The 23578-nt window shown below is 67.7% G+C and carries 22 protein-coding genes; 6 read left to right on the top strand and 16 right to left on the bottom strand.

Annotated elements, in window-relative coordinates:
- Window positions 1-412 precede the first annotated feature (412 nt).
- The gene (locus RMO01_RS07995; RefSeq protein WP_309628516.1) at window positions 413-1192 is read right to left on the bottom strand and encodes a LytTR family DNA-binding domain-containing protein; all 780 of its coding nucleotides are present in this window, start codon (window positions 1190-1192) and stop codon (window positions 413-415) included.
- Window positions 1189-2283, bottom strand: a complete 1095-nt coding sequence (locus RMO01_RS07990) for a histidine kinase (RefSeq protein WP_309628515.1) — start codon at window positions 2281-2283, stop codon at window positions 1189-1191. Before RMO01_RS07990 ends, RMO01_RS07995 begins: the two co-directional genes overlap by 4 nt.
- A gap of 254 nt (window positions 2284-2537) precedes the next feature.
- Here RMO01_RS07990 and RMO01_RS07985 point away from each other — a divergent pair, with 254 nt between their 5' ends.
- Window positions 2538-2900: a MarR family winged helix-turn-helix transcriptional regulator gene (locus RMO01_RS07985; protein ID WP_309628514.1), complete on the top strand. Its 363-nt coding sequence runs from the start codon at window positions 2538-2540 to the stop codon at window positions 2898-2900.
- Here the strand turns inward: RMO01_RS07985 and RMO01_RS07980 are convergent.
- The 3 genes from RMO01_RS07980 to RMO01_RS07970 all read right to left on the bottom strand — a co-directional run bounded on the left by RMO01_RS07980 (window position 2897) and on the right by RMO01_RS07970 (window position 5338).
- Window positions 2897-3604, bottom strand: coding sequence for a response regulator transcription factor (locus RMO01_RS07980; RefSeq protein ID WP_309628513.1), 708 nt, complete (start codon window positions 3602-3604; stop codon window positions 2897-2899). The genes RMO01_RS07985 and RMO01_RS07980 overlap by 4 nt on opposite strands.
- Window positions 3605-3690: 86 nt before the next feature.
- Complete coding sequence (locus RMO01_RS07975) at window positions 3691-3900, bottom strand: hypothetical protein (protein WP_309628512.1); 210 nt, start codon at window positions 3898-3900, stop codon at window positions 3691-3693.
- A gap of 139 nt (window positions 3901-4039) precedes the next feature.
- Window positions 4040-5338: a hypothetical protein gene (locus RMO01_RS07970; RefSeq protein WP_309628511.1), complete on the bottom strand. Its 1299-nt coding sequence runs from the start codon at window positions 5336-5338 to the stop codon at window positions 4040-4042.
- Between the two features lie 243 nt (window positions 5339-5581).
- Between RMO01_RS07970 and RMO01_RS07965 the strand changes: the two genes are divergently transcribed.
- Entirely contained in the window at window positions 5582-6214 is a 633-nt protein-coding gene (locus RMO01_RS07965) for a TetR/AcrR family transcriptional regulator (RefSeq protein WP_309628510.1), read from the top strand.
- A 127-nt stretch (window positions 6215-6341) separates the two neighbouring features.
- Here RMO01_RS07965 and RMO01_RS07960 read toward each other — a convergent pair whose 3' ends face one another.
- From RMO01_RS07960 to RMO01_RS07930, 7 genes are all read right to left on the bottom strand, one after another.
- Window positions 6342-7100 carry an A24 family peptidase gene (locus RMO01_RS07960; RefSeq protein ID WP_309628509.1) on the bottom strand — a complete coding sequence of 253 codons (759 nt, stop codon included), beginning with the start codon at window positions 7098-7100 and terminating at the stop codon, window positions 6342-6344.
- A gap of 16 nt (window positions 7101-7116) precedes the next feature.
- Window positions 7117-9003, bottom strand: a complete 1887-nt coding sequence (locus tag RMO01_RS07955; RefSeq protein ID WP_309628508.1) for a ferrous iron transporter B — start codon at window positions 9001-9003, stop codon at window positions 7117-7119.
- Window positions 9004-9276: a FeoA family protein gene (locus RMO01_RS07950; RefSeq protein WP_309628507.1), complete on the bottom strand. Its 273-nt coding sequence runs from the start codon at window positions 9274-9276 to the stop codon at window positions 9004-9006.
- Between the two features lie 94 nt (window positions 9277-9370).
- Window positions 9371-12607 carry an efflux RND transporter permease subunit gene (locus tag RMO01_RS07945; RefSeq protein ID WP_309628539.1) on the bottom strand — a complete coding sequence of 1079 codons (3237 nt, stop codon included), beginning with the start codon at window positions 12605-12607 and terminating at the stop codon, window positions 9371-9373.
- A complete protein-coding gene (locus RMO01_RS07940) occupies window positions 12607-13755 on the bottom strand; it encodes an efflux RND transporter periplasmic adaptor subunit (protein ID WP_309628506.1) in 1149 nt (382 codons plus the stop codon). The genes RMO01_RS07945 and RMO01_RS07940 overlap by 1 nt, the downstream gene beginning before the upstream one ends.
- 129 nt (window positions 13756-13884) lie before the next feature.
- On the bottom strand, window positions 13885-14670 hold the full coding sequence (locus RMO01_RS07935; RefSeq protein WP_309628505.1) for a hypothetical protein: 786 nt from the start codon (window positions 14668-14670) through the stop codon (window positions 13885-13887).
- Window positions 14670-15434 (bottom strand): class II aldolase/adducin family protein, encoded by a 765-nt coding sequence (locus RMO01_RS07930; RefSeq protein WP_309628504.1) that lies wholly within the window; start codon window positions 15432-15434, stop codon window positions 14670-14672. The genes RMO01_RS07935 and RMO01_RS07930 overlap by 1 nt, the downstream gene beginning before the upstream one ends.
- A 158-nt stretch (window positions 15435-15592) precedes the next feature.
- On the opposite strand from RMO01_RS07930, the gene RMO01_RS07925 reads away from it, so the two are divergent.
- From RMO01_RS07925 to RMO01_RS07915, 3 genes are all read left to right on the top strand, one after another.
- Window positions 15593-16729, top strand: a complete 1137-nt coding sequence (locus tag RMO01_RS07925; RefSeq protein WP_309628503.1) for a DUF2336 domain-containing protein — start codon at window positions 15593-15595, stop codon at window positions 16727-16729.
- Window positions 16730-16780: 51 nt separating this feature from the next.
- Window positions 16781-17560 carry an NAD kinase gene (locus RMO01_RS07920; protein WP_309628502.1) on the top strand — a complete coding sequence of 260 codons (780 nt, stop codon included), beginning with the start codon at window positions 16781-16783 and terminating at the stop codon, window positions 17558-17560.
- 65 nt (window positions 17561-17625) lie between these two features.
- Window positions 17626-18105, top strand: coding sequence for an Hpt domain-containing protein (locus tag RMO01_RS07915; protein ID WP_309628501.1), 480 nt, complete (start codon window positions 17626-17628; stop codon window positions 18103-18105).
- Between the two features lie 260 nt (window positions 18106-18365).
- On the opposite strand, the gene RMO01_RS07910 is transcribed toward RMO01_RS07915, so the two are convergent.
- Window positions 18366-19511 carry a DUF2336 domain-containing protein gene (locus RMO01_RS07910; protein ID WP_309628500.1) on the bottom strand — a complete coding sequence of 382 codons (1146 nt, stop codon included), beginning with the start codon at window positions 19509-19511 and terminating at the stop codon, window positions 18366-18368.
- 75 nt (window positions 19512-19586) lie between these two features.
- Window positions 19587-20378: a transglycosylase SLT domain-containing protein gene (locus RMO01_RS07905; RefSeq protein ID WP_309628499.1), complete on the bottom strand. Its 792-nt coding sequence runs from the start codon at window positions 20376-20378 to the stop codon at window positions 19587-19589.
- 191 nt (window positions 20379-20569) lie between these two features.
- On the opposite strand from RMO01_RS07905, the gene RMO01_RS07900 reads away from it, so the two are divergent.
- A complete protein-coding gene (locus RMO01_RS07900; protein ID WP_309628498.1) occupies window positions 20570-21313 on the top strand; it encodes a TonB family protein in 744 nt (247 codons plus the stop codon).
- Here RMO01_RS07900 and RMO01_RS07895 read toward each other — a convergent pair.
- Both RMO01_RS07895 and RMO01_RS07890 read right to left on the bottom strand, forming a co-directional pair.
- Entirely contained in the window at window positions 21294-22313 is a 1020-nt protein-coding gene (locus tag RMO01_RS07895; RefSeq protein WP_309628497.1) for an FAD-binding oxidoreductase, read from the bottom strand. The genes RMO01_RS07900 and RMO01_RS07895 overlap by 20 nt on opposite strands.
- A 38-nt stretch (window positions 22314-22351) precedes the next feature.
- Window positions 22352-23578, bottom strand: a 1227-nt coding sequence (locus RMO01_RS07890; RefSeq protein WP_309628496.1) for a phosphoenolpyruvate carboxykinase (GTP), incomplete at its 5' end; no start/stop codon positions are given.

Raw genomic sequence — 23578 nt, 5'->3', positions numbered from 1 at the left:
AAATGGTCGTCGCCAACAGTCGTTGACGGGTGAAGTGAGTTCTCAAAACCTGCCCTCCTGAGCCGCCGGGACGCCTGCGGAGACTTCCGCACGGTCCTGGCCGTTGATACACACCAGCAAGCTGCCGAATGCAGATGATTGCTGATTGGCAGGAAGACTATCGACATGACACTCGTCACGGAACCGTCGAATTACGTTCTCATGCAAATGACTATAATAAGACGCCGCTCGAACACACTAGAACTATTTGCCGGCTGACAATTTGTTTATTTCGACTGGCCAATACGTCTGTTCTGGTTGCTTAAACGCAAGAATTGCCGGGCTCGCGGCCGGACAACTCCTTCGCCGGTCTCATCAGGGCAAGGCAGGTTTTCGGTAACCGTCGGCGACGGTGATGGCGGCCAGGCGCGCCTCAGCGTGATCGCTGGATATTCATCGACCGGGTGACCTGGTCGACATAGCTCGGTCCCACGACGAGCTCCTTACCGGTCGAGAGGGTCAGGATGAAGCCCTTGCCCGTCCGGCGCCTCAGCCCCCGGACCCGCTCCATGTTCACGATCACCGAGCGGTGGCAGCGCAGGAAGCGCGCGGGGTCCAGCCGCTGCTCCAGCGAGCTGATCGTGTCCCGCAGCGTATGCGAGGCCGCCTGCAGATGCAGTTCGACGTAGTCGCCCTGGGCCTCGACATAGTCGACCTGGTCCAGCGCCAGCCGGTGCAGGCCCGTCGCCTTGCGGACCCAGATCTCGGTCTCATAGTGGGCCGTCTTCGCCGCATCCTGCGACGCCGCCACCAGCTTCTGCAGCTGGGCGAACCGGTCGTCGGCGCTGCGCGCCTCCAGCCTCACCTTGGCCCTGCGCACGGCGGCCCTCAGCCGCTCGAACTCGAACGGCTTGGTGATGTAGTCGGCCGCCGCGATATCGAACGCCCGGACTGCGTATTCCGAAAAGGCGGTCAGGAAGATGATCTCCGGGATATGGTCCGCCGGCTGCAGCCGCTCCACAAGCGTCACCCCGTCCACGCCCGGCATCTGGATATCCAGGATCGCGACATCGGGACGAAGCTGCTGGATCAGCCGCTCGGCGTCGCCGCCCGACCGCACGGCGCCCACCATCTCGACCTCGGGAATACAGGCCAGCGCCTGTTCCAGCCGCTTGAGCGCCAGCGGCTCATCGTCAGCGATCAGAACCTTCATGCGGTCGCCTCGACATCGAACGGCAGGCTGAGCATGGCCCGCCATCCCCCTTCGGCGCGGGGGCCGTAGGCCATTTCGAAGTCGCCGTCGTAGATCATGTCGAGCCTCTGACGCACATTCGGCAGGCTCCGTCCCAGACCGGTCACGGCGGGAACGCTCTCCGTTCGCGCGTCGTCGCAAATGGTCAGCCTCAGCCGGCCCCCCTCGCAATCGGCCCGGATTTCCACGACCGTCGTTCCTGTCGAACAGGCCAGGCCGTGCTTGATGGCGTTCTCGACGAACGGCTGAAGGATCAGGCTTGGCACGAGCGCGCCCTCGGTCTCCGGAGCGACGACGATGCTGGTCTTCAGCCGGTCGGAAAAGCGGACCTCCTCGATCGACAGATAAAGGCGCTGGGCATCGACCTCGGCAGTCAGGCTGACGAACTCGCGTGGCGCGGCGGCCAGGGTGTGTCGGTAGAAGGCGGCCAGTCGCAACAGGGCCTCGTCCGCCTCGCGCGCGCGCCCCTCCCCGATCAGACCGGAGATCGCGTTCAACGCATTGAACAGGAAGTGCGGCTGGATCTGGTAGCGCAGCGCCGCGAGCCTGGCCTGCTGGGCCGCCTCCCGCGCATCGGCCATCGCCCTGTCCTGGAGCCGCAGGCTCTCCGACCCGACCAGAGCCGCGTACAGCGCCGCCCACGCCATGAAGATCCACAGGAAGCCAAAATAGGTCGGAATGAATTCGGACGCCGAGAGATAGAGTTCCGGCTTGACCTCGTAGTAGGCCGACCACAGCTTGAAGAAGGTCTCGTTCAGCGCTGTCTGCGGGACGCAGGCCACGAGCGAGGCGAGGGCCGCGCGCCTGAACTCGTCCAGAATCCCACCCCCTCGAAACCGGCGAAGCAACGCCAGCATGGTCAGGGTGATGATCACCCCCGCGGCCGTCGTGCAGGCGCGGGCCAGCATGGAGCCCGGGTCGCTGGTGGAACCCAGGAAGACGGCGCGCCCCGCCTGGATGGCGCCGTGCGCGACCCAGATGATCACGCACAGATAGACCATCATCCGCTCGTAGCGGTTCTGATCGCCCGTGGTTGAAGATGCAGTCGGCATGGGCGGTGTCGTCTTCCGGAGTCTGATGCAAGGGGCCACGAAAAGGCCGGGAGATCAAAGGCTCTGCGACCAAGCGGCGCCGCCACGCGACGAATATGCAATGCGCGGGCCGCACGCCCGACAGCTTGCGGCGGGAGTCCCGTCGAAAGCGACGAACGGTCGGACAATGCGGCGAACCGACCGTTCCGGGCGACGGGTCCCGGCGGGATCGTCCTAGGCTGGAGCTGTTCGTTCTACCGGTCCCGAAGCGGTTCATGGTTCACCTCTCCCCTTCAGAAACCGCTGCCGGCTCCAGCCTCCTCGCCTGTCTCGCCCTCGTCACCCGGACCGCGCCGGAGATGCGGCTGAACCAGGTCGTCATGTTCCTCATCACCGCCCGCAACGAGGGCCTGCTGATGGCCGACCTCGCCCACCAGTGCGGAGAGAGCTATTCGACGGTCTCGCGCGGCATCCGCAAACTGGCCTCGCCGGGTGATCCGGGCGCCCTCGCCCCCGCCTACGGTCTGGTGGAACTGCTCAGCGACGCGGCCGACCGTCGCGCCCGCCACATCGTTCTGACGGACAAGGGGCGCGCTCTCGCCCAGCGCCTGACGGCTGCGTTGGCGGGCCGGGGCTAGACCTCGACCAGGGGCGGGGCGAAGAAATAGCCCCTGCCCCGCGCGGTCATGACGATGGACCCGTCATGATCTCCCAGCGTCCGTCGCAGCCGGACGATATTGGTCCTCATCGCCCCCTTGGGATTGGTCAGCACCTGCCCCAGGACCGTGCTCGAATTCTCATGGGTGATCAGAAGGTCGGGCTTCTGCAGAAAGTCTGTCAGCATCGTGTACTCAGCCGGAGTCAGTGCGATCACGGTCCTGTCCGGCCTGGTCACAGTGCGCAGTCTGGAACTCAACAGCCAGGACGCGTCGGGCGAGACCCGGCCATGTCGCCCCACCGTCGCGCGCCTCAGCAGGGCTCGCATCCGCGCCAGCAGCTCGCGATGATTGCAGGGCCGCTGAAGCAGGTCGTCGGCCCCGACCTCCAGCGCCAGAATTCGCTCGGTCAGGTCGGCGTCATCCGACAACACGATGGTCAGCATCGAGTGCTCGGCCATCAGGGCGCGGAACAGTTGCAACCCGTGCATGGTCGGCGAGGACCCGACGATCATCAGATCGACGTCCTGTTCGCCCAGAAGCGTTCGCGCCTCCTCCGCGTCTACGGCGGTCGCAACGTCGAACCCCTGCCGCTCCAGAAATCCGCCGAGGTCCGCCAGCAGCGCATGATCCTGATCGAGCAGGAGAACCGTCGCCTGCGGCTCGACGTTCGGCGGGGGCTGCAAATGGCGGCTCCATCTGACCTGCGGCGATTGAAGCTGGTGTATCTGCATGTCCTCCCTCCCGGGGATGGGCTACGACAGGGCCGGGCTCAGTTCACAGCTGACTGCGGACCCTGATAGACGCGCGGGGTTTCCGCCCGCTTCGACAGGCGCGGACGCCGCTCCGTGACCCGCAGGTCGACTGCCGCGAAAGTCTCGCGCAGGCCTTCGACATAGCGACGAATTTCGGCCTCGCGCACGCGGGCCTCCAGGAAGTCCTGGCATTCGAAATCGAGGGTGATGATCGCTTTGCGTTTCATGGCCTTCGCCCCGGTCTGTGGCATTGAACCTACCCCGGACCGCCACGGAGTCGTCGCGCCGCACCGCCGCTTTGTCGCAAACCGGAGGCCTTCGTCGCATTGCAGACGCGGGTTTCGGGCGTCGGGACGCCGTTCCCGGTCACTTTCCCAGACGCGCCAGAGGCAGGGCCGAGATCACGGCCGTATCGGTCCGGTCCGCACGGGGGCGGCCTTCCCGGTCGAAACGGCCCCACTGGCTCTGCTGGATAAACAGCACCGCGTCTGCTCCGATCGCGAGGCCCGAGGGCTGGTCCATATATTCCAGATTGGCGGCCTCGACCGTCGCCTCTACGACCCCTCGCCAGTCGGATGTCAGCTCCAGGCGCATCAGCCGGCTGGGCGAGACGCCGTTCTGGACCAGCCAGAGCGCACCGTCGCCCGACAGCGCCATGCCGTCCGTCGAAATCAGCGTCAGTCCATCCGGCATCATGACCGGGGCAACCTCTCGCGTGCGCAGGTCGATCCGGTAGAGCCCGGCCGAATAGTCGGCGATCAGCAGCAGTCCGGCGTCTGGCGAAAAAGCCATTCCCTGCGGCGAGCCGAATGCGCCCGGACCGATCAGCGGCTCCAGACCACTTCCGCCCGGACGCAACAGGAAGACTTCGCCCGTGGTGGAATCGGACACCGAGACAGTCCCGTCGCCCGCCACGGCGACATCGCCGAAGTTCCGGCGCGGAGCGGGCGGCGGCGCATGGCGCGCCAGGATTCGACCGGACGACAGCTCGATCTCCAGAAGCTCAGTGCGGCCCGTATCAGCCGTATCGGTCGCGCCCGACTCCGGTGATCCGACCGACGCGGCCCACAGCCGATCCCCCCCCTCATCGATCGCGAGCCCATAGATTCCCAGCGACTGCGCCGGCTGCAGCCACGGGACGAGGCCGCCGTCGTCGATGCGATAGATGGTATGGTCACGGATGCTGGAAACCAGCAGTTCGTCGCCGCCGCTGTTCCACGCCAGCCCCTCCAGCAGATGGAGCTGATCATCCCGGAGGATCGCCGACGGTTCGCCCACCGAGGCTCGATTCCGCCTCAACTGTTCCGCGACGGGCGCGAAGCCCGAATCAACGACGACCTCGGCAAACAGCGGATCGGCAGCGATATCCGCGATCAGGCCGAAGTCCGCATAGCGAGACAGAAAGACAATCGCCTCTGGCGCGTGACCGCCCGCGGCCGCGATCCTGGCCTGCATCAGAATCAGGCCCGTGTGGGTCGGCATGATCGCCGCCGCCTGCCTCAACCTGTCGGCCGCCGCCTCCAGATCGCCCGAGCTGGCCGCTGCGACGCCCTCGGCCCGGAGCTGACGAAAACGAGCGACGTCGATGGTCTCGGCGTGCGCATTTCCCGGCGCGAAAAGGGTCAACCCAGCCGCGGCGGCCATGGCGAGAATGCCGGAACGCATGTCGGCCTCCAATTTCTTGGACACTGTGCCCGGGGGCCGCGTCCGTAAAGCGGCTGCGAGACGAAGCCCGGCCATGACGCGCCGAACCCCTCGTGAATGCGCCGGACCCGCCGGTCACATAGTCAGAGCGTTGCTTTGACGGCCAATGTCAAACCATGCAAAACGCAGTGACGCTGGCTGCCGAGCGGATGTCGCGGGGGCAATCCCGCAGCCGGCGCCACCCTTACTCCGGGCCTCCTCCCCATGGCCGAACGCGCGATCAACAAGCTGGGACACCGCATCGGCGCGCGGGGCGGAAAGACGCGCGCCGCGATCCTGGACGCGACCCGACGTCTGCTGGATCGTCAGCACCTGGGCGAGATCCGCGTCGCCGACGTGGCCCTGGAAGCGGGCGTGTCCCCGTCCAATTTCTACACCTATTTCAAGACGGTGGAAGAGCCGGTTCTGGCCCTGTGCGAAGCGGCGGCCGTCGACTTCGCCCCCCTGTCGCGCCACCTCGAGGGCGACTGGTCGGCGGATCAGGCCTTCGGCGCCGCCCGGGACTACGTCATGGACGTGCTGCTGATCTGGCGCGAACACGGCCCGGTCCTGCGCATCGAGCACATGCTGGCCGACAAGGGTGAGGTGGGGTTCGTCGAGGCCCGTATCCGCCGCCTGCGCCGGGTCCACCTGTCACTGGAGCGGCGCATCGCCGTGGCCCACGCGACCGGCTACCATGCGCCTGGCCTGGATCCGCGCCTGACCTCCTACGAGGTCGCCAACCTGGTGGAATCAGTCGCCGCCGGTTTCGACCTGATGCGACGCGGCGACACCCCGCCAGACGCCATCATCGACACCACGGCCCATATCGTCGTGAAGCTGGTAACCGGGCGCTGAGGCGACCCTTGCGTCCGCTCTCGACGCACCCACATGCCAGAACCGCGATACACGGTCTTTGGCATCGATAGAGCGAACGCTTCGGACGGTTCGGACGCTTCGGACGGTGTTTTGCAGTCCGGAAGGTTCAGGCCCCGAACGGCCCGTACAGCCAGGTCAGCCATATCCCGATGGCCAGAAAGGTCCCGAACGGCAGCTTCTGCGTCATCTCGACCTTCCGCCGGGTGATCAGCAGGGTCAGGACGATGCTGAAACCCGCCGCACAGGCCCAGAGCAGGACCGTCGGAAGTCCGGTCCACCCGACCCAGGCCCCGGCGCCTGCGAACAGGATTGGATCGCCCCCGCCGAGCCCTTCCCGGCCCCGCGCCCGGCGATAGACCTCGGCCAGAAGCCACAGGATGCCGAACCCGACGACGGCCCCGACCAGTTGCGGGATCGGCCAGCCCCGGGCCAGCAAGGCCGCCGCGATCAACCCGGTCGCGATCAGCGGCAGGGTTAACTCATCCGGCAGCCAGAAATTCTCGGCATCGATCAGGGCGATGAGCAGAAGCTGCCACCCCAGGGCCGCCGTCGCCCCGACCAGAAGCCAGCCGCCGTCGTATCCCCACAGCGCCGCCCAGACGCCGATGGCCGCCGCCGCGCACTCGATCAGGATATAGCGCGGGGACACGGCCGCACCGCACACAGCGCAGCGGCCGCGCTGAACCAGCCAGCTGATCACGGGAACCAGCTGCCACGGCTTCAGAGTCGCGCCGCAGCTCATGCAGTGCGACGGCTTCACGACGATCTCTTCGTCCCTCGGCATGCGCACGGTCACCGCGGCGATGAAGCTGCCGAAGATCAGGCCCAGCAGGCCCATGACGATGGCGAGGACGACGGAAGACATGGTCCCCCCTTACCCGTCAGCCCCCGCCCAGCGCCACCGCGATCCGGTAGGTGGCGAACGACGCCAGATAGGCCAGGGCGAACATGTAGACGACCATGACCCACATCCATTTCCAGCTGTTCAGCTCCCGCTTCACCACGCCGAGCGTCGCCACGCACTGGGGCGCGAAGACATACCAGGCCAGGAAGCTGAGGCCCGTCGCCAGCGACCACTGCGCCGCCAGGGTCGCGCCCAGCAGGCTGCCGACGGCCTCCGCATCCGCCACCGAATAGACGGTGCCCAGGGCGGCTACGGCCACCTCACGCGCCGCCATCCCGGGCACCAGGGCCACCACCATCTGCCAGTTGAAGCCGATGGGGGCGAACAAGGGCTCCAGCGCATGCCCGATCATCCCGGCGAAGGAATAGTCGATGGCAGGCAGGGTCGCGCCCTCGGGCGGATACGGAAAGGTCGAGGCGGCCCAGACCAGGATCATCAGCGGCAGGATGATCCGCGCCGCCCGCTCCATGAAGATCCGGGCCCTGATCCACAGGTTCAGCAGAACCGACTTCACGTCGGGAGCCTTGTAGGCCGGCAGCTCCATCATGAAGGGCTCCACCGCCCCCCGCCAGAACACCTTGCGGATCACGAACGAGACCAGCAGCGCCGACACGATCCCTGCCGCATAGAGGCCGAACATCACCAGCCCCTGCAGGTTGGCGAAGCCCCAGACCGTCTCCTGCGGAATGAAGGCCCCGATGATCAGTGTGTAGACCGGGATGCGCGCCGAACAGGTCATCAGGGGCGCGACCATGATGGTCGTCAGCCGGTCCCGCTTGGCGTCGATCACCCGCGCCGCCATGATCCCCGGAATGGCGCAGGCGAAGCTGGACAGCAGCGGAATGAAGGCCCGTCCATGCAGCCCCGCCCCGCCCATGATCCGGTCCATCAGGAAGGCCGCCCGGGCCATGTAGCCGAAGTCTTCCAGCAGGATGATGAAGGCGAACAGGATCACGATCTGCGGCAGGAAGACGAGTACGCCGCCGACGCCTGCGATCACCCCGTCGACGATCAGGCTCTGAACCAGCGGCCAGACCGGCCCGCTGTCCGGCACAACCGCGCTGACGCCAGCCCCGATCAGGCCGAAGCCCGCCTCGATCCCGTCCATCGCCGGCGTCGCCCAGGCGAACACGGCCTGGAACATGACGAACAGCAGGGCCATCAGGATGACCAGGCCGATGACCGGATGCAGCAGGACGCCGTCGATCTTGCCGGTCAATGTGTCCGGGCGCTCCGGCGCACGCACCGCCGCCCGCATGATCTGCTCGGCCCGCTTGTGCGCGCCGCGAATGGCCTCGGCGTCCGGCGCGGTCCAGGTATCGCCTTCGGAGACCCAGCCCGGCCCGACGGCCGTCTCGATCTCGGCCACCAGTTCCTCGATGCCGCGCTTGCGCGTCGCCACCGTGGTCACGATCGGAACGCCCAGCTCGGCGCGCAGCGTCTCCAGATCGATCCGCAGCCCCTGCCGCTGGGCGATATCGTACATGTTGAGCGCCAGCACCATCGGCCGGCCGACAGCCTTCAGCTCCAGGATCAGCCGCAGCACCAGACGCAGATTGGTCGCATCGGCAACGGCCACGATCACATCGGGCACGGCCTCGCCCTGAAGCCGTCCCAGCACGGCGTCGCGGGTGACCTCTTCGTCCGGGCTCCGCGCGCGCAGTGAATAGGTGCCCGGCAGGTCCAGCACGGACATGGACCGGCCCGAGGCGGACTGGATGCGGCCCTCCTTACGCTCGACCGTGACGCCGGCGTAGTTGGCCACCTTCTGGTGGGCGCCGGTCAGGGCATTGAACAGGGCGGTCTTGCCCGAGTTGGGGTTTCCGACCAGGGCGACCCGCACGGGCCTGACAGCGACGTCCATCTATTCGGCGGCTTCGGCGAACAGTTCGACCGTCAGGCCTCGCGCCTCGTGCCGACGCAGGGCCACACGCATGTCATCAACTTTCAAGGCCATCGGATCCCGGCCGAAAAAGCCCTGGTGCAGAAGCTGGACCTGCGCCCCTTCGACGAATCCAAGCTCGAGCAGCCGGCGTTCCAGTTCGGCGCCATGCTCATCGCCGCCGACCGTGCCGACCCGGGTGATAACCCCCCGGTCGCCCAGCCGTGCCTCGCTCAGGGAAATGACATTGCTCATGACGCTCGTTCTCTGCGGCTCGCCCGCCCACCCCGGCGGTGCTCCGATTTCTGCGAACGCTTATCAGGAGCGAAGCCGCTTCGTCCAGTGCGACCTATTCGGCCGCCGCCGGGACCGGATCGTTGGCGGTGGCTTCCTGGGCCTCCCACTCCTCGATCTTGCGGGCTGTGTATTCGGGCGATTTGGTGAAGCGGGCCAGGGCCCCATAGATCACCGGCACCACGAACAACGTCAGCAGGGTCGAGAACATGGCCCCGGTGAAGATCACCACGCCGATGGTCTGGCGGCTGCCCGCCCCCGCCCCCTGCCACAGAACCAGCGGCAGGGCGCCGAACGCCGTGGCGATCGAGGTCATGATGATCGGACGCAGACGCAACGCCGAACTCTCGACGATAGCCTCCTTGATCGACCGGCCCTGATCCCGCAGCTGGTTGGCGAACTCCACGATCAGGATGCCGTTCTTGGCCGCGATCCCGATCAGGATGATCAGCCCGATCTGGGAATAGATATTCAGGCTCGACCCTGCCATCAGCAGGCCGAACAGCCCGCCGGCCGCCGCCAGAGGTACGGTCAGCATGATCACCGCAGGGGTGATCCAGCTCTCGAACTGGGCGGCCAGCACAAGGAAGACCAGCAACAGCGCCAGGCCGAACGCCCAGGCCACGGCGCCGCCGGCCTCCTGCTGATCGCGGGCCGCGCCGCCGTACTGGATCGTGACGACCCCCTGCGGCTGCTCGGCGATCTGCTGTTCCATGAAGGCCACGGCATCGGCGATCGTCATTCCGGGGTTCAGGTCAGCCGACAGGGTGATCGCCCGCTGGCGGTCGAGGCGACGACGATCGGGCGTATCGCCCGAAGTCTGGGTCGTGACCACCGACGACAGCGGCACCAGGGCGCCGGACCCCGCCCCCACATACAGCCGTTCAAGATCCCCGACAGAGGTGCGATTGGCCCGCTCGGTCTGCAGAATGACGTCATATTCCTGACCGCCACGGATGTAGGTCGTGGCCAGACGGGATCCGAACATGGTCTCCAGCGTCCGGCCGATCTCCTGCGAAGACACGCCGAGGGCGGCGGCCTTCTCGGGATCGACATCGACCAGCAGACGGGGCGCATTGGGCTCGTAGTTCAGACGCGGGCGCGAGAATCCCGGGTTATCCAGCGACGCCGCCAGAAGCGGTTGCAGCCAGTTGTAGATCTCCTCGTACTCCGCGCCTGTGGCGATCAGTTCGATCGAGTTTCCGCCGCCGCCGCCGCCGCCACGCTGGAAGGCCCCGGGCGTCGACGCGTTGACCTGGGCGCCCGTCTGGGTGCGCAGCTTGCCGTTCAGCTCCTGGGCGATTTCGTCCGCCGAACGCGAGCGCTCCGACCAGTCCTTCAGTATCAGCGAGGCATTGCCCGAGTTGTAGCTGCCGCCACCGAAGCCCGGGGCGGAAATCAGGAAACTTTCGACCTCGCCCGCGTCCTTGTACTCCGCCAGGATGGGCTCAAGGCCCAACATGATCTGGCGGGTGTAGTCGAAGCCGGCGCCTTCCGGACCGGCGACGCGGATCTGCACCCGTCCTCGATCTTCTGGCGGCACCAGTTCGTCAGGCAGGGTCATAAACATCAATCCAGCCCCGCCGCCGACCAGCAGGATCAGCGCGCCGACGCCGATAACGGCCGCGCGCCTGCCGACCATGGCGTCGAGGGAGTGGGCGTAGGAGTTTTTCAGGCCATCCATCGCGCGATCGACGTTGCGGGCGACCCAGCCCGAACCCGCTGCGGGTTTCAGTATCTTTGACGCCAGCATCGGCGACAGGCTCAGCGCCAGGAAGGCGGAGAAGGCCACGGCCGCGGCGATGGCCGCCGCCAGCTCGACGAACAGCCGCCCGACGTATCCCGGCAGGAACAGCAGGGGGGCGAACACGGCCAGCAGGGTCACGGTCGTGGCGATGACGGCGAAGAAGACCTGACGCGTGCCGCGCTCTGCGGCCACCAGCGGCGGTTCGCCGTGGTCGAGGCGACGCTGGATGTTCTCGGTCACGACGATGGCGTCATCGACCACCAGACCGATGGCCAGCACCAGCGCCAGAAGGGTCAGCAGGTTCAGCGAGAAGCCCAGCGGCGCCAGAACGATGAAGGTCGACAACAGGCAGATCGGCGCGACGATCGAAGGGATCAGGGCCGCGCGGAAGCTCCCCAGGAAGATGAAGTTCACCAGGGCCACCAGCACCATGGAGATGCCGATGGTGATCCACACCTCGTCGATCGCGTGCGAGGTGAAGACCGAATTGTCCGATCCGACGACGAGCTCGGTCCCCGGCGGCAGGGTGCCCTGCAACTCCTCGACCAGGGCTTCGACGCCCTTGGAGATTTCCAGGTCGTTCGACTGGGCCTGACGGGTCACGGCCAGGCCGATCTGGTCCAGGCCGTTGCCGCGGAACAGGCGGCGCGCTTCGGCCGGGCCTTCCTCGACGCGGGCGATATCGCCCAGACGCGTGACGTAGTTCGCACGGGCCTGCAGGGCGCCGGTCGCGCCCGAACCGTTGGGTATCGAGCCGGTCGAGACCGAGCCCGAGGCGCCGGCCGAGCCGATCGAGGCCGATCCGCCCGTGCCGATCGGCAACTGGGCGAAGTCCTGGGGTCGCGCATAGGTGCGGGCCACCCGAACGGTATAGTCCTTGTCCGTTGACTCCAGCGCGCCGGCGGGCAGTTCGACGTTCTGGCTGGTCAGGGCCTGTTCGACGTCGGAGACGGTCAGGCCGCGCGCGCCCATGGCGGCGGCGTCCAGCCAGATGCGCATGGCGTAGCGCTGCTCGCCATAAATCTGGGCCTGGGCCACGCCCGGCACGGTCGCCAGACGGTCCAGCAGGTTGCGGTCGGCGTAGTCGGTCAGCTCCAGCCGGTTCATCGACGACGACCGCAGGAACAGGATCATGATCGGCTGGCTGTCGCTGTCTGCCTTGGCGACTTCCGGCGGCTGGGCCTGGTCAGGCAGGCGGCCCTGCACGCGGCTGACCCGGTCGCGCACGTCCGAGGCCGCGACGTCGATGTCGCGATCCAGGGCGAATTCGATTGTCACGTTCGACCGGCCGTCCCGGCTGGACGAGGTGATCCGCTCCACCCCCTGGATGCCGGCGACCTGCTGTTCGATCGGCTCGGTGATCCGGTTCTCGATGACCTCGGCCGAGGCTCCGGCATAACTGGTCGAGACCGAGACGATCGGCGGATCGACGTCCGGCAGTTCCCGCACCGGGAGGAAGAAGAAGGCCGCCGCCCCGATCACGCAAAGCACGATCGCGGCCACGGCCGCAAACACCGGCCGCCGGACGGAGACGTCGGAGAGCATCATCGTGCGGCCGCCTGCGGAGCCGCAGCCTGAGCCGGGGCGCCGCGAGCAACGCCCGCCCCCGCCACCGTGATCGGCGCATTGGGCTGGATGCGGTTCAGGCCGGAGCCGACCACGCGGTCATTGGCCGAAAGACCCGAGACGATTTCGACAAAGCCGTTCTCGACGGCGCCGGTCTCGACCGTCACTCGCTGGGCCGTGGAACCGCGCTCACCGGCGGCGATGCGATACACGAACGCGCCATCGCCTTCGTACTGGATCGCGGATTCAGGCACCGACGGCGTCTGCCGCTGGCCCTGCTGGATGCCGACCCGCATCAGCATCCCGGGGCGGATCCGTCCGCCGGGATTGGGGAATTCGGCGCGGGCCGTCACGGCGCGTGTCGTCTCGTTGATCCGGGTGTCGATCAGGGCGATCCGCCCCGAGAATTGTTCCGCCCCATAGGCGTCGGCCGTGGCCACGATCGGCAGCCCCTGACGCAGCACGCCGAGATAGCGTTCCGGCACCGGAAAATCGACGCGGATGATCGAGGTGTCGTCAAGGGTGGCGATGACCGCTCCGGGGCTGATCAAAGTGCCCGCCGTCACCGTCGACAGGCCCAGGGTCCCCGCGAACGGCGCCCGGATCATCCGGTCGCCGCGACGCGCCTCGGCCGCCGACAACGAGGCTTGGGCCGTTTCCAGCGCCGTTTCGGCGTCCTCGGCGGAGACCCGGGGAGCGACTCCCCGCTCGGCCAGCTCCCTGAACCGGTCGTACTCGCGCTGGGCCTGAGCGACCTGGGCGCGGGCCTGAATGATCGAGGCGTCTTCCTCGCGCGCCTGCAACTGGACCAGCGGTGTTCCCGCGGCCACCCGCTGACCGTCGCTGAACAGGACGGCGGTGATCAGTTCGGAAGTACTGGAGGTGATGTTCACAGAGCGGCGTCCGCGCGCCACGCCGAGGACATTGATCTGGTCGCTGAAGGGCCGCAGCGTCACCACGGCCTCCGACACGGTCTGGCCGCGCCCGCCGCCAGGTCCGCCCCGACCTCCGCCCGTTCCGCCTGCCCCGCCCTCATCCCCGGCGAAAGCGACGCGCAACACGGCCGCGACGATCATCAGACCGAGCACGGCGGCGGCGATGACGAGGAACAAATGACGTCTGATCACGCGGTACGGTCTCTATCAGCAGCGGGGGAGCGAGCGAGCGGCCCGGCATAACCATTCCGCCCTCCGAGGCAACCTAAAGAGTTTGTAACGTCTGCCGTTCCGGTTTCCGTCGCGCCACACTGTCGCGGATCAGAACCGCCGCCACAGCGCGATGACCGCGCCTTCCGCGAGCGGCGTCTCCCGTCCCGCGACGGTTCGTCGCCACCCGGCCTGCAGGCTCCATGGCCCCAGGTTCCGCACGACCGAGGTCTCCACTGACAGCCAGCGTGAGCCGTTCCCGTCCGTTATTCCGCCGAACGCCTGACCCAGCACCATCCAGCCTTCGCCGAAGTGGCTCCCGATTGTGACATCCGCCCGCGTCTCGTCGGGCAGTCCGTCGCGCATCCGCCTCGCCGCCTGCACCTCCACGAACGATCGATCCGGTCCCCAGCCGCCTGCCAGCCCCCGGCCCGGCCCGCCCAGCGACCGGCCGGCGGAGACCCGCACCTCCCAGTCCTGCTTGCCCACGCCCGGCGCAGCGTAGCCCGCGTTGCGCCCGTCGCCGGACAGCGAATAGCTGGCATAAAGGCTGACGGCGTTGCGATCGTCGCGGTACGCCTGCCACGTCAATCCGAGTTCGACCGGCCCCCGCCCTTCATAGTCGACGAAGGCGTCCTCTCCCGACTGCCAGTCCCCCTTGAACTGGACCGTCAGCGTCTCGGTCAGCCCGTATTCGGCGAACACGCCCAGCGACCGATCCGCGCGTTCCGTCGGCAGGGGCAAGACGGCGCCGGACGGGTCGTAACCCTCCCTGGCCCGCATCGCCTCCCCCTTGACGATCACCTGTCCCTTTCCCTTTGGCTGGGTCCAGGCGTTGGCCGAGGCCGACGAGGCCGCCGTCGCGAGCAACAGGCCCGCGAGGCAGCGATGCAGCATCAGGCGTCGTAGCCTGGTGATTTCCGATCCAGCAGCCGCAACGCCCCGGGCCAGGCCAGGGCGGAGATGAAGCTGATCCCACGGCCCTGCTCTTTCGTCTCGGCCTGGGCTGCGTCGGGCGCCATCAGCACATGCTCGCGTCCGCCGGACAGGGCCGCAACCTGCTGGGCGCAGGCCCGCTCAAGGAAGAACATCCCGACCCAGGCCGCCGCCGCCGTCTGACCGACCGCCAGCGTCCCGTGGTTACGCAGCAGCATCAGCGGCTTGTCGCCCAGATCCGCCACCAGCCGCTCGCGCTCGTCGTGGTTCAACGCCAGCCCCTCGTAGCCGTGGTAAGCGACCTGATGCTGCAGCAGGCAGGCGTTCTGGCCGATCGGCAGCAGCCCCTCCTGCTGCGCCGCCACGCCGACGCCGGCCACGGTGTGCAGGTGGATGACGAAATGCGCATCCTCTCGCGCGCCATGGATCGCCGAGTGGATGGTGAACCCGGCCGGGTTTATGAAACTCTGCGTCTCCTGGACGATGTTCCCCTCCAGATCGACCTTCACCAGCGATGAGGCGGTGATCTCCTCGAAATAGAAGCCGTAGGGGTTGATCAGGAAGTGATGTTCCGGCCCCGGGACACGCGCCGAGATATGGGTGAAGATCATGTCGTCCCACCCGTGCAGAGCGACGAGCCGATACAAGGCGGCCAGATCGACCCGCGCCTGCCATTCCTCGGCCGACACTCGGGATTTCAGAGACTGGGCGGCGCCGTCGGCCATGATTTCCTCCAAAGCCTCTTGGCGGGCGAGGCAGACACCGTCGCCCCAACACCGGATCGGGTCAAGGCGAACGACATTCAGGCTTCATTAACCGAGTTTTCACCACCTGCGGTCAAGCTGGAAACTGCTCGGATGCTTATGTCCGGCCGGAGTTCGCCGTGACCGCTGTCGTGCAGCTACAGTCCCATCGCTCTCCGGACGCGGAGGCCCTGTCTTCCGCCCAGCATCTGCTTGAGCTGGCGCGCGGCAAGGGCGTGGACGATCGCCGCAGGTTGCTGCTCGGCATCGCGGCCTTGTGCGACGCAACCCCGCCCGGCGCCGAGGCCTCCCCCATTCTCGGCGAGATCTTCATGGTCATCGCCCGTCAGGCCGAACGCGATATCCGAAAGGCTCTGTCGGACAGCCTCGCCGCCGCCGAATGGGCCCCACCCGCCCTGATCGCCATGCTGGCGCTCGACGAGATCGAGATCGCCCGCCCCGTCATCGCCCAGAGCCCGCTCCTCAAGGATCAGGACCTCCTGCGCGTGCTGGTCGAGGCCACCATCGAGCATCAGATCGAGGTCGCCCGTCGTCCGCGGATCAGCGGCCGCGTGGCCGACGCCATCATCGACCGCGGCGAACCGGCCAGTCTCACGGCGCTGGCCGGCAACAAGACCGCCGAGGTCAGCGAAGACGCTCTGGGCCGCCTCGTCGAACAGTCGCGTCGTGTGGCCGCTCTGCGCGCCCCCCTGACCCGCCACCCGCGCTTGAATGACGCCCTGGCGACGCAACTCTATCAGTGGGTGGGCCAGTCCCTGCGCGAAGCCATAGGCGAGCGTTTCCGGGTCGACGAAAGCAAGCTGGCCGAGGCCATCGACGCCGTCGTCCGTCCCGCCCCTCCGGCGGGAGCCGAACCGCTAGGGCTCGACGCCGCCGAAGTCACCGATCCCGAAGAGATGGAACGCCGTCTCGTCGCCAAGCTGCAGAGCGCCGGCCAGCTGCGCGCCGGTTTCCTGATCCGCGCCGTCCGCGAGAAACGCCTCACCCTGTTCGAACACGGCATTGCGGCCCTCGGCGGTTTCCCGATCACTCACATCCGCGCTGCGATCGTGCGCCCCAGCCCTGACGCCCTGTTCCTGGCCTGCGCCGCCGTCGGCATTGACCGCGCCGTCTTCCCGGCCGTGCTCGACGAGATTCGCAAGCTGAACGGCGGCTGGCCCGGCGACGGCGACGAAGGCTATGCGGGTCGCATGACCTTGCCTCCGTCCGCCGCCATGCGCGAATTCCGCGCCCTGATGGGTCACATCGGCTCCTGAACGACCGCGACGGCGTTTGACTTCCCGGCCCGGCTCCGCTTCTCGTGCGGGGTGAGCATAGACCCGTCATCTCTCCGGATCGCCTTCTGCGCCAGCGACCGGCCCGAGGCCTTGCTGGCCCGCGAGCGGCTTGCCGAGCGCTACGGCTCGGTCACCGAGGCCCAGGCTGACGTCATCGTGGCCCTGGGCGGCGACGGCTTCATGCTCGAGACCCTGCACACCAACCTGATGCGAAAGATTCCCGTCTACGGCATGAACCAGGGCTCGGTCGGGTTCCTGATGAACGACTACGATGAGGAAGGGCTGCCCGAAAGAATCGCCGCCGCCGGACGTGCGGTCATCCACCCATTGCAGATGGACGCAGTGACCGGGACTGGGGAGACGCACACGGGCCTGGCCATCAACGAGGTCTCTTTGCTGCGCCAGACCCGCCAGTCGGCGAAGCTCAGGATCAGCGTCGACGGCAAGGTCCGGCTGGAGGAACTGGCCTGTGACGGTTGCATGGTCGCCACGCCCGCCGGCTCGACAGCCTACAACCTGTCGGCACACGGTCCGATCATTCCTCTGGACGCCCGCATGCTGGCGCTGACGCCGATCAGCGCCTTCCGCCCGCGTCGCTGGCGCGGAGCCCTCCTTTCCCACCGCGCCAGGGTGGAGTTCGAGGTTCTGGAGGCCGACAAACGCCCTGTCAGCGCCGTGGCGGACGGGCTGGAGATCCGTCAGGTCGTGAAGGTCGCCGTCAAGGAACGCCGTGACGTCGGCCTGACCATGCTGTTCGATGCCGGGCGGTCGTTCGAGGAACGTGTTCTGGCCGAACAATTCACCGGCTGACCACGAGTCACGGGTTCTTAAGGGCCGCCGTGCATCTTGTGCGGGTTAGTTCTCAGGAGTTCGTCGTGAGCAACCCGGCCCAGGTCATTCGCCCGCCCAACATGCTGCGCGCCAAGGTCGGCGGCGGCTTCGGCGGCATCAACGCCGATGCCATCGCCAAGGCTGAAGAGGCCTTGAAGGCGATGTCCAGCCAGTTCGGCCAGTGGCTGCAAGACGAGATCACCAAGCTGGACGCCGCCCAGGTCGCGATCCGCACCGAGGGCTACAACACCCAGACCGCCGAGGGCCTGTATTTCCGCGCCCACGACCTGAAGGGTCTCGGCGCCACCTACCAGTATCCCCTGGTCACCCGCCTCGCCGGTTCGCTGTGCAAGCTGCTGGACGATCCGACCAAGCGCCTCGAAGCCCCAATGATGCTGATTGACGCTCACATCGACGCCATCCGCGCCGTCGTCCGCGACCAGATCCAGACCGACGACCACCCTACGGGCCGCGTCCTGTCGGAAACCCTGGAAGCCAAGGTCGCGGCGCACCGGGCCGGCTGACCTATCCCTCCCCCTGGGGAGAAGGGGAATGCGGCGGGTCTGTGCGGAATTTATTCTTGCTCAGGCCTTGTATGTCGGCCCGCGACACCCACGTCCACGCCCGGGTCTTTGACAACCCAGCGCGACGCCGCGAGCAAAACCATCCGAAACAGGGGCTCTCGGACAAACGCTTTAAGCCAAGCCCCTGATCTTCCTTCGGCGACTAACCGTTTCGTCCGAATTGTCCGCTAATTTTCGTCCGGACGTAGCGGACGATCGCCCTAAGCCGCGTTCGCCGCCGATATCCGCCCGGCCGCCATGGCCGGCTGATCCAGCCGTTCCATCAGATAGGCCAGGTCATCTCTCGGCGCGTTCGGGCGCTGGGTCAGGAACCGTTCCAGCATCCGCTCGCGGAACGCCTCGCCCGACGTATCCGCGCCTTCAGCCGACAGCTGACGCCAGGTGTCGACGCCCGCCCGGAAGGCCTGGAACAGGCGCGGCGGCAGTCCGGCACGGTCATAGATCGCCTTCAGCCCCAACGGCCCGGCGTCATGCACCATCAGCCAGGCCCGTTGGTGCGGCGTAGACGACAACTCCGCCACCCCATGCTCGAACAGGGTCATCTTGCCCCGCGCCAGGGCCCGCAGCAGCAGCGAAGCCGTCAGGGCCTTGCGCGCATTCAGCTGCGACACGAAGGTCGCCAGATCGGCGCTTGCCCCCGCTTGGTCGATCAGATCGACGGTGGCGCGTTCCCGAGCGAAGCTCGACAGGCGGATCGCGGTCTCGGGCGCAACGGCGTGGCGGGTGATCAGGTGCTCGCGCACCGCGTCCGACGCCAGGGCGACCAGCCGTTCGGTGATATCCAGCGGCAGGACCTGGCGATAGGCCAGCGCCGCCACGACCTCGGGCGTGTCGCCGAACCGGTCGACCACCTTGCCCATCGCCGCTTCGGAAATGTCGGCGTTGTCGTTGGACGCCAGGGTCCGCACCGCAGTCTCGCACCCGTCGGAGCTCAACACATCCGCCACGTCCCGCGACACGGTCGGACGGGCCGCGATCGCGACCTGACGAACGGCCGATCCGGCGCGCACGATCTCGATCAGGTCCTCGTCGGTGAAAACAGGCGACGATCCGATGATCGGCAGGGCGATGGAATCCACATCGGCGGCCAGGATCCTGGCTACGTCGCGCGGCAGCAGGTCTGAACTCTTCAGCGTCACCGCCAGCGCCCGGCGCACCAGTTCGGCGGCGTCGTTGGCCAGAACGCGCATGATCTTCTGGGCCGCCTCGCGGTCCTCGTCGGTCAGATCGACCCTGTCCATGCTGCGGCACAGCTTGTGTGCGGCCGAAGCGCGGTCGTCGTCGTCAGTCGCCTTGATCAGGCGGCGAATGTCGAACTCGGTCAGGCGGGCGCGGTGAGCGGTCATGGGGTTCTTCTGGCGAGTCGCGATCGGACGACGTCACGGTGAGCCTGCAGGCTTAACACCCGGTTTACTATGGGCTCAGACGCCGGATTTGGCTTCGGGCGAGAAGGCGCCGCCGAAGCCCCCGCCCTTACCGTCTCCGTCCTGACCCAGCAGCAAGGCCAGCAGGCTCTGGTCCTGTTTCAGCCGGTCCAGACGCGCCGCCAGGGCCTGATCCTGTTCGCTCAGCAGCGGCGCCTGCGGCCCGGTCGGCGCTACGACCGACCCCTCACCTGCCGACCGCTGCAGATTGGCGTGCACCTCGGCCACGGTCGCCGCCCGCCCGTCGCGATAGAAGATCGAGCGGTTGGCCGCCGCCGCTTGCGGGAACATGGCCACGGCGCTTGATCCCGGCCGTGTCGTCATGGCCTCCATGATCTGGGCGGCGCCTGCAGGTCCCAGGAAGTGGGCGGCGTAGAGATCGCCCGCCCCCGGCTCCCTCCCGGTCCGGCCGCGCAAATAGGCGGCGTTCGACGCCGTCAGCTCGCCCGCCATGGTCGAGGCGGCCTGCGGGTCGAACCGCAGGTCCAGCACCACGTTCCGCGCCGAGCCTTCCACTCGCCAGCGCCCGTCGGAGCCGCGATGGATCAGGTCTGCGTACTGGCCGTAACCGTGTTTGGCGCCATGCTGTTTGACCGTCGCCAGCCAGGTCTGCTCGATGAACTGGAACAGGCCTGACGCCGAGGAGGTGGGAGCCTTGGCATTGGGATTGAACGAACTCTCCCGCCGCGCCGTGCGCATCAGGAAGTCGTAGTCCACGCCGGTGCTGCTGGCGGCGCGACGAATCGCGGCCTCCACCCCTCCCGACGCTGGAATCGCTCCGACGCTCATACGTACAAGTTCGGAGATCATGGTTAATCGAGCGTTAATGTCCGTTAACGCCGCTGCTTCCCGGCCACAGAGACAGCTGATCGATGATCAGTCAGAAACGGGGGTTTCGGACGCCCCAATCCCGCCACGGACCGCGCGCGTCATTCTCCCGTGGGTTGCTGGGGAGCGGCACTGAGAGGGAAGTGACGGCCATGATGATGCAAACCGCAGGCGGCTCCGGACTGGTCAGCCCCATTGACTTCGGCGAGCGGCGAAAGCCCCTACCCCGCACGACCTGGATCGCCATCGGCGTGGTCGCCCTGGCTCACATCGGAATTGGGACCGCGCTCTATTATCAACGGTTCGAACTCAAGACCCTGCCGGATCGCAGCGAGCCGCAAGTCATCGACGGCACCGTGATCGTGCTCGAACGCAAGCCGCCGCCCCCGGTCGTCTCCATGGACCCACCGGCGCCGAATCCGCCGGTGCATCGTCCTGAGACGCCGCCCGCCAACGTCGAGCCCCTGACCACGGTCATCCCGGATATCCCGACGGCCGCGACCGGCACGGTGATCAACACCACTGTCCTTGTCGATCCGACGGCAGCGACCGGCACGGCCAGCGAACCCGCAGTCGACGCACCCCGCGGCCCCCCGGTCATCCGCTCGCCGCAGTGGATCAGCCGTCCAAACGGCGACCAGTTGACCCGCGCCTACCCCTCGCGCGCTCTCATCGCCGAGGTCGGGGGCTCGGCCACCCTCAGCTGCCGCGTCCAGGCGGCGGGCACCGTCACGGGTTGCACCGTCGTGTCGGAAACGCCGGGAGGCTATGGCTTCGGCCGCTCCGCCCAGCAGCTCTCTCGCTACTTCCGCATGAGCCCGCAAACGGTGGACGGCCAGGCCGTTGACGGCGCCCAGGTCAGCATCGGCATCCGCTTCAACCTGCCGGAAGACTGAACCTCAGCGGATCGAGGGCGGCTGCATGAGCTCCGCGCGGCCGCCCTTCGATTCCGTCCGCCACGACCCGCGCCACAAGCGGCCCCAGCAGCCATCCGTTCCGCCTCGGTGCCAGCGCCAGATGCAGTCCGTCCCCGACCGGCCCCGCCAGCGGCAGGCCATCCGCCGTCGCACCGCGCACGCCGCCGCGCCACTCGACCTCCGGTACGGAAGCTCCTGACAGGCGCACGGCAACCTCAACCAGCCTTGCGGAGGCCGCCGGATCGGCCGCCGTCTCACGACTGCCGCGAACCATCGTCGCCCCGATCAGAGACCCTGACGCCGCCGGCGCGAGGTAGCCCCCGTGGCCTCGCACCACCCGATCGGTCAGGGGTACGCAGGACCGCCCGATCTGCCCGGCGATCGGCTCGATCCCGTCGATGATGCTCGCGACCGATTGGGGGAGGCCCGGCAATGCGGCGGCTACACCGGTGGCGATGACCAGCCTGCGAGCTTCGATCGGCCCGGCGGTGGTCTCGACCCACCAGCCCTCCGCCTTCCATTCGGCGCTCCGTGCAGCGGCGACAACGAGCGCCCCGCCCAGTCCGACCTTCAGCGCCTTGAGGGCGGCTTCAGCGTCGATGCGCACATCGCTTTCTGCCCGGACGACATCGCCCTCCGCCTTGACCGGGAACCCCAGACGGCTGAGCGCTTCGGCGACCTCGCCCGCATCCGCCCCACGCCACCCGGCCGGCGTCATGTCCAGCACCAGTCCTGACCGCGCGGCGAAGGCCGGCCACAGCGCCGCCGCATCGCGCAGCAACGCAGAGCGGGCGGCGTCAGCGCCGTCCATCAGGCTCTCGAAGGCCGGAGCGATCATACCGGCCGCGACCGACGAAGCGTTCGGCCCTCCTGGATCGACCACGCGGACATCATGCCCGCGCGCAGTCAGTTCGGCGGCGACCGAAAGGCCCAGCACGCCGGCCCCGACCACCACGATGTCACAGGAGATGTCCGCCACGGCCGGTCCTTCGACCGGCCGTGCGGCGATTTCAAGCCTTACTCAGCCGCAAGCCCGGCGGACCTCAGGTCCCGGGCCGCGTCCAGGCGATCCACCAGAGCGTCGTGCTGACGCCACAGGGCGGTCGGCAAGCGCTCGGCGAACTGGGCGTAGAACTCCGGGATCAGGGCCGCCTCTTCGGACCAGACGTCCACATCGACGTCCAGCAGGGTCGACAGCGCCGTGTCCGACAGCGACAGCCCTTCGAGGTCCAGCGCGGCCCGCGTCGGCACGCGGCCGACGGCCGTGTCCACAGCCTCGGCCTTGCCGTCCAGACGCTCGGATATCCACTTCAGGACGCGGGCGTTGTCGCCGAAGCCCGGCCACACGAACCGACCGTCCTCATCCTTGCGGAACCAGTTGACGAAATAGACGCCCGGCAGCTTGGCCGGATCGGCCTTTTCGCCGAGGGCCAGCCAGTGGGCGAAGTAGTCGCCCATGTTGTAGCCGCAGATGGGCAGCATGGCGAAGGGATCGCGACGGATCTCGCCGATGGCGTTCTCCGCCGCTGCGGTCCCCTCGGAGGCGACGTTCGACGCGAGATACACGCCATGGCGCCAGTCGTATGCTTCGGTCACCAGCGGCACGCTGGTGGCGCGGCGGCCGCCGAACAGGATCGCGCTGATCGGCACGCCGCGGGGGTCCTCCCACTCCGCCGCGATCGAGGGACACTGTCCGGCAGGAACCGCGAAGCGGGCGTTGGCGTGGGCCGCGGGCCCGGGCGTCTCGGGCGTCCATTCGCGGCCGCGCCAGTCGGTCAGCCGGGCGGGCGCTTGTTCGGTCATCCCTTCCCACCAGACGTCGCCGTCGTCGGTCAGCGCCACGTTGGTGAAGACGACGTTCTCCCTGAGCGTCTCCATCGCGTTCTTGTTGGTCTTCTCGCCCGTGCCCGGGGCGACGCCGAAGAACCCGGCCTCGGGATTGATCGCGTAGAGCCGCCCGTCCTCGCCAAAGCGCATCCAGGCGATGTCGTCGCCGACCGTCTCCGCCTTCCAGCCCTTCAGCGTCGGCTGCAGCATGGCGAGGTTGGTCTTGCCGCAGGCGCTGGGGAAGGCGGCGGCGATGTAGACCGGCTCCGCCGCCTTGCCGTTGGGCGGCGGGGTCAGCTTGAGGATCAGCATGTGCTCGGCGAGCCAGCCCTCATCGCGGGCCATGACGCTGGCGATCCGCAACGCGTAGCATTTCTTGCCGAGCAAAGCGTTGCCGCCGTAGCCCGAGCCGTACGA

This window comes from Brevundimonas sp., assembly GCF_031412435.1.
In the GTDB taxonomy this organism is placed as follows: domain Bacteria; phylum Pseudomonadota; class Alphaproteobacteria; order Caulobacterales; family Caulobacteraceae; genus Brevundimonas.
The sequence above is the reverse complement of the archived record's forward strand: the minus strand, read 5'-3'. Positions and strand labels throughout refer to the sequence as shown.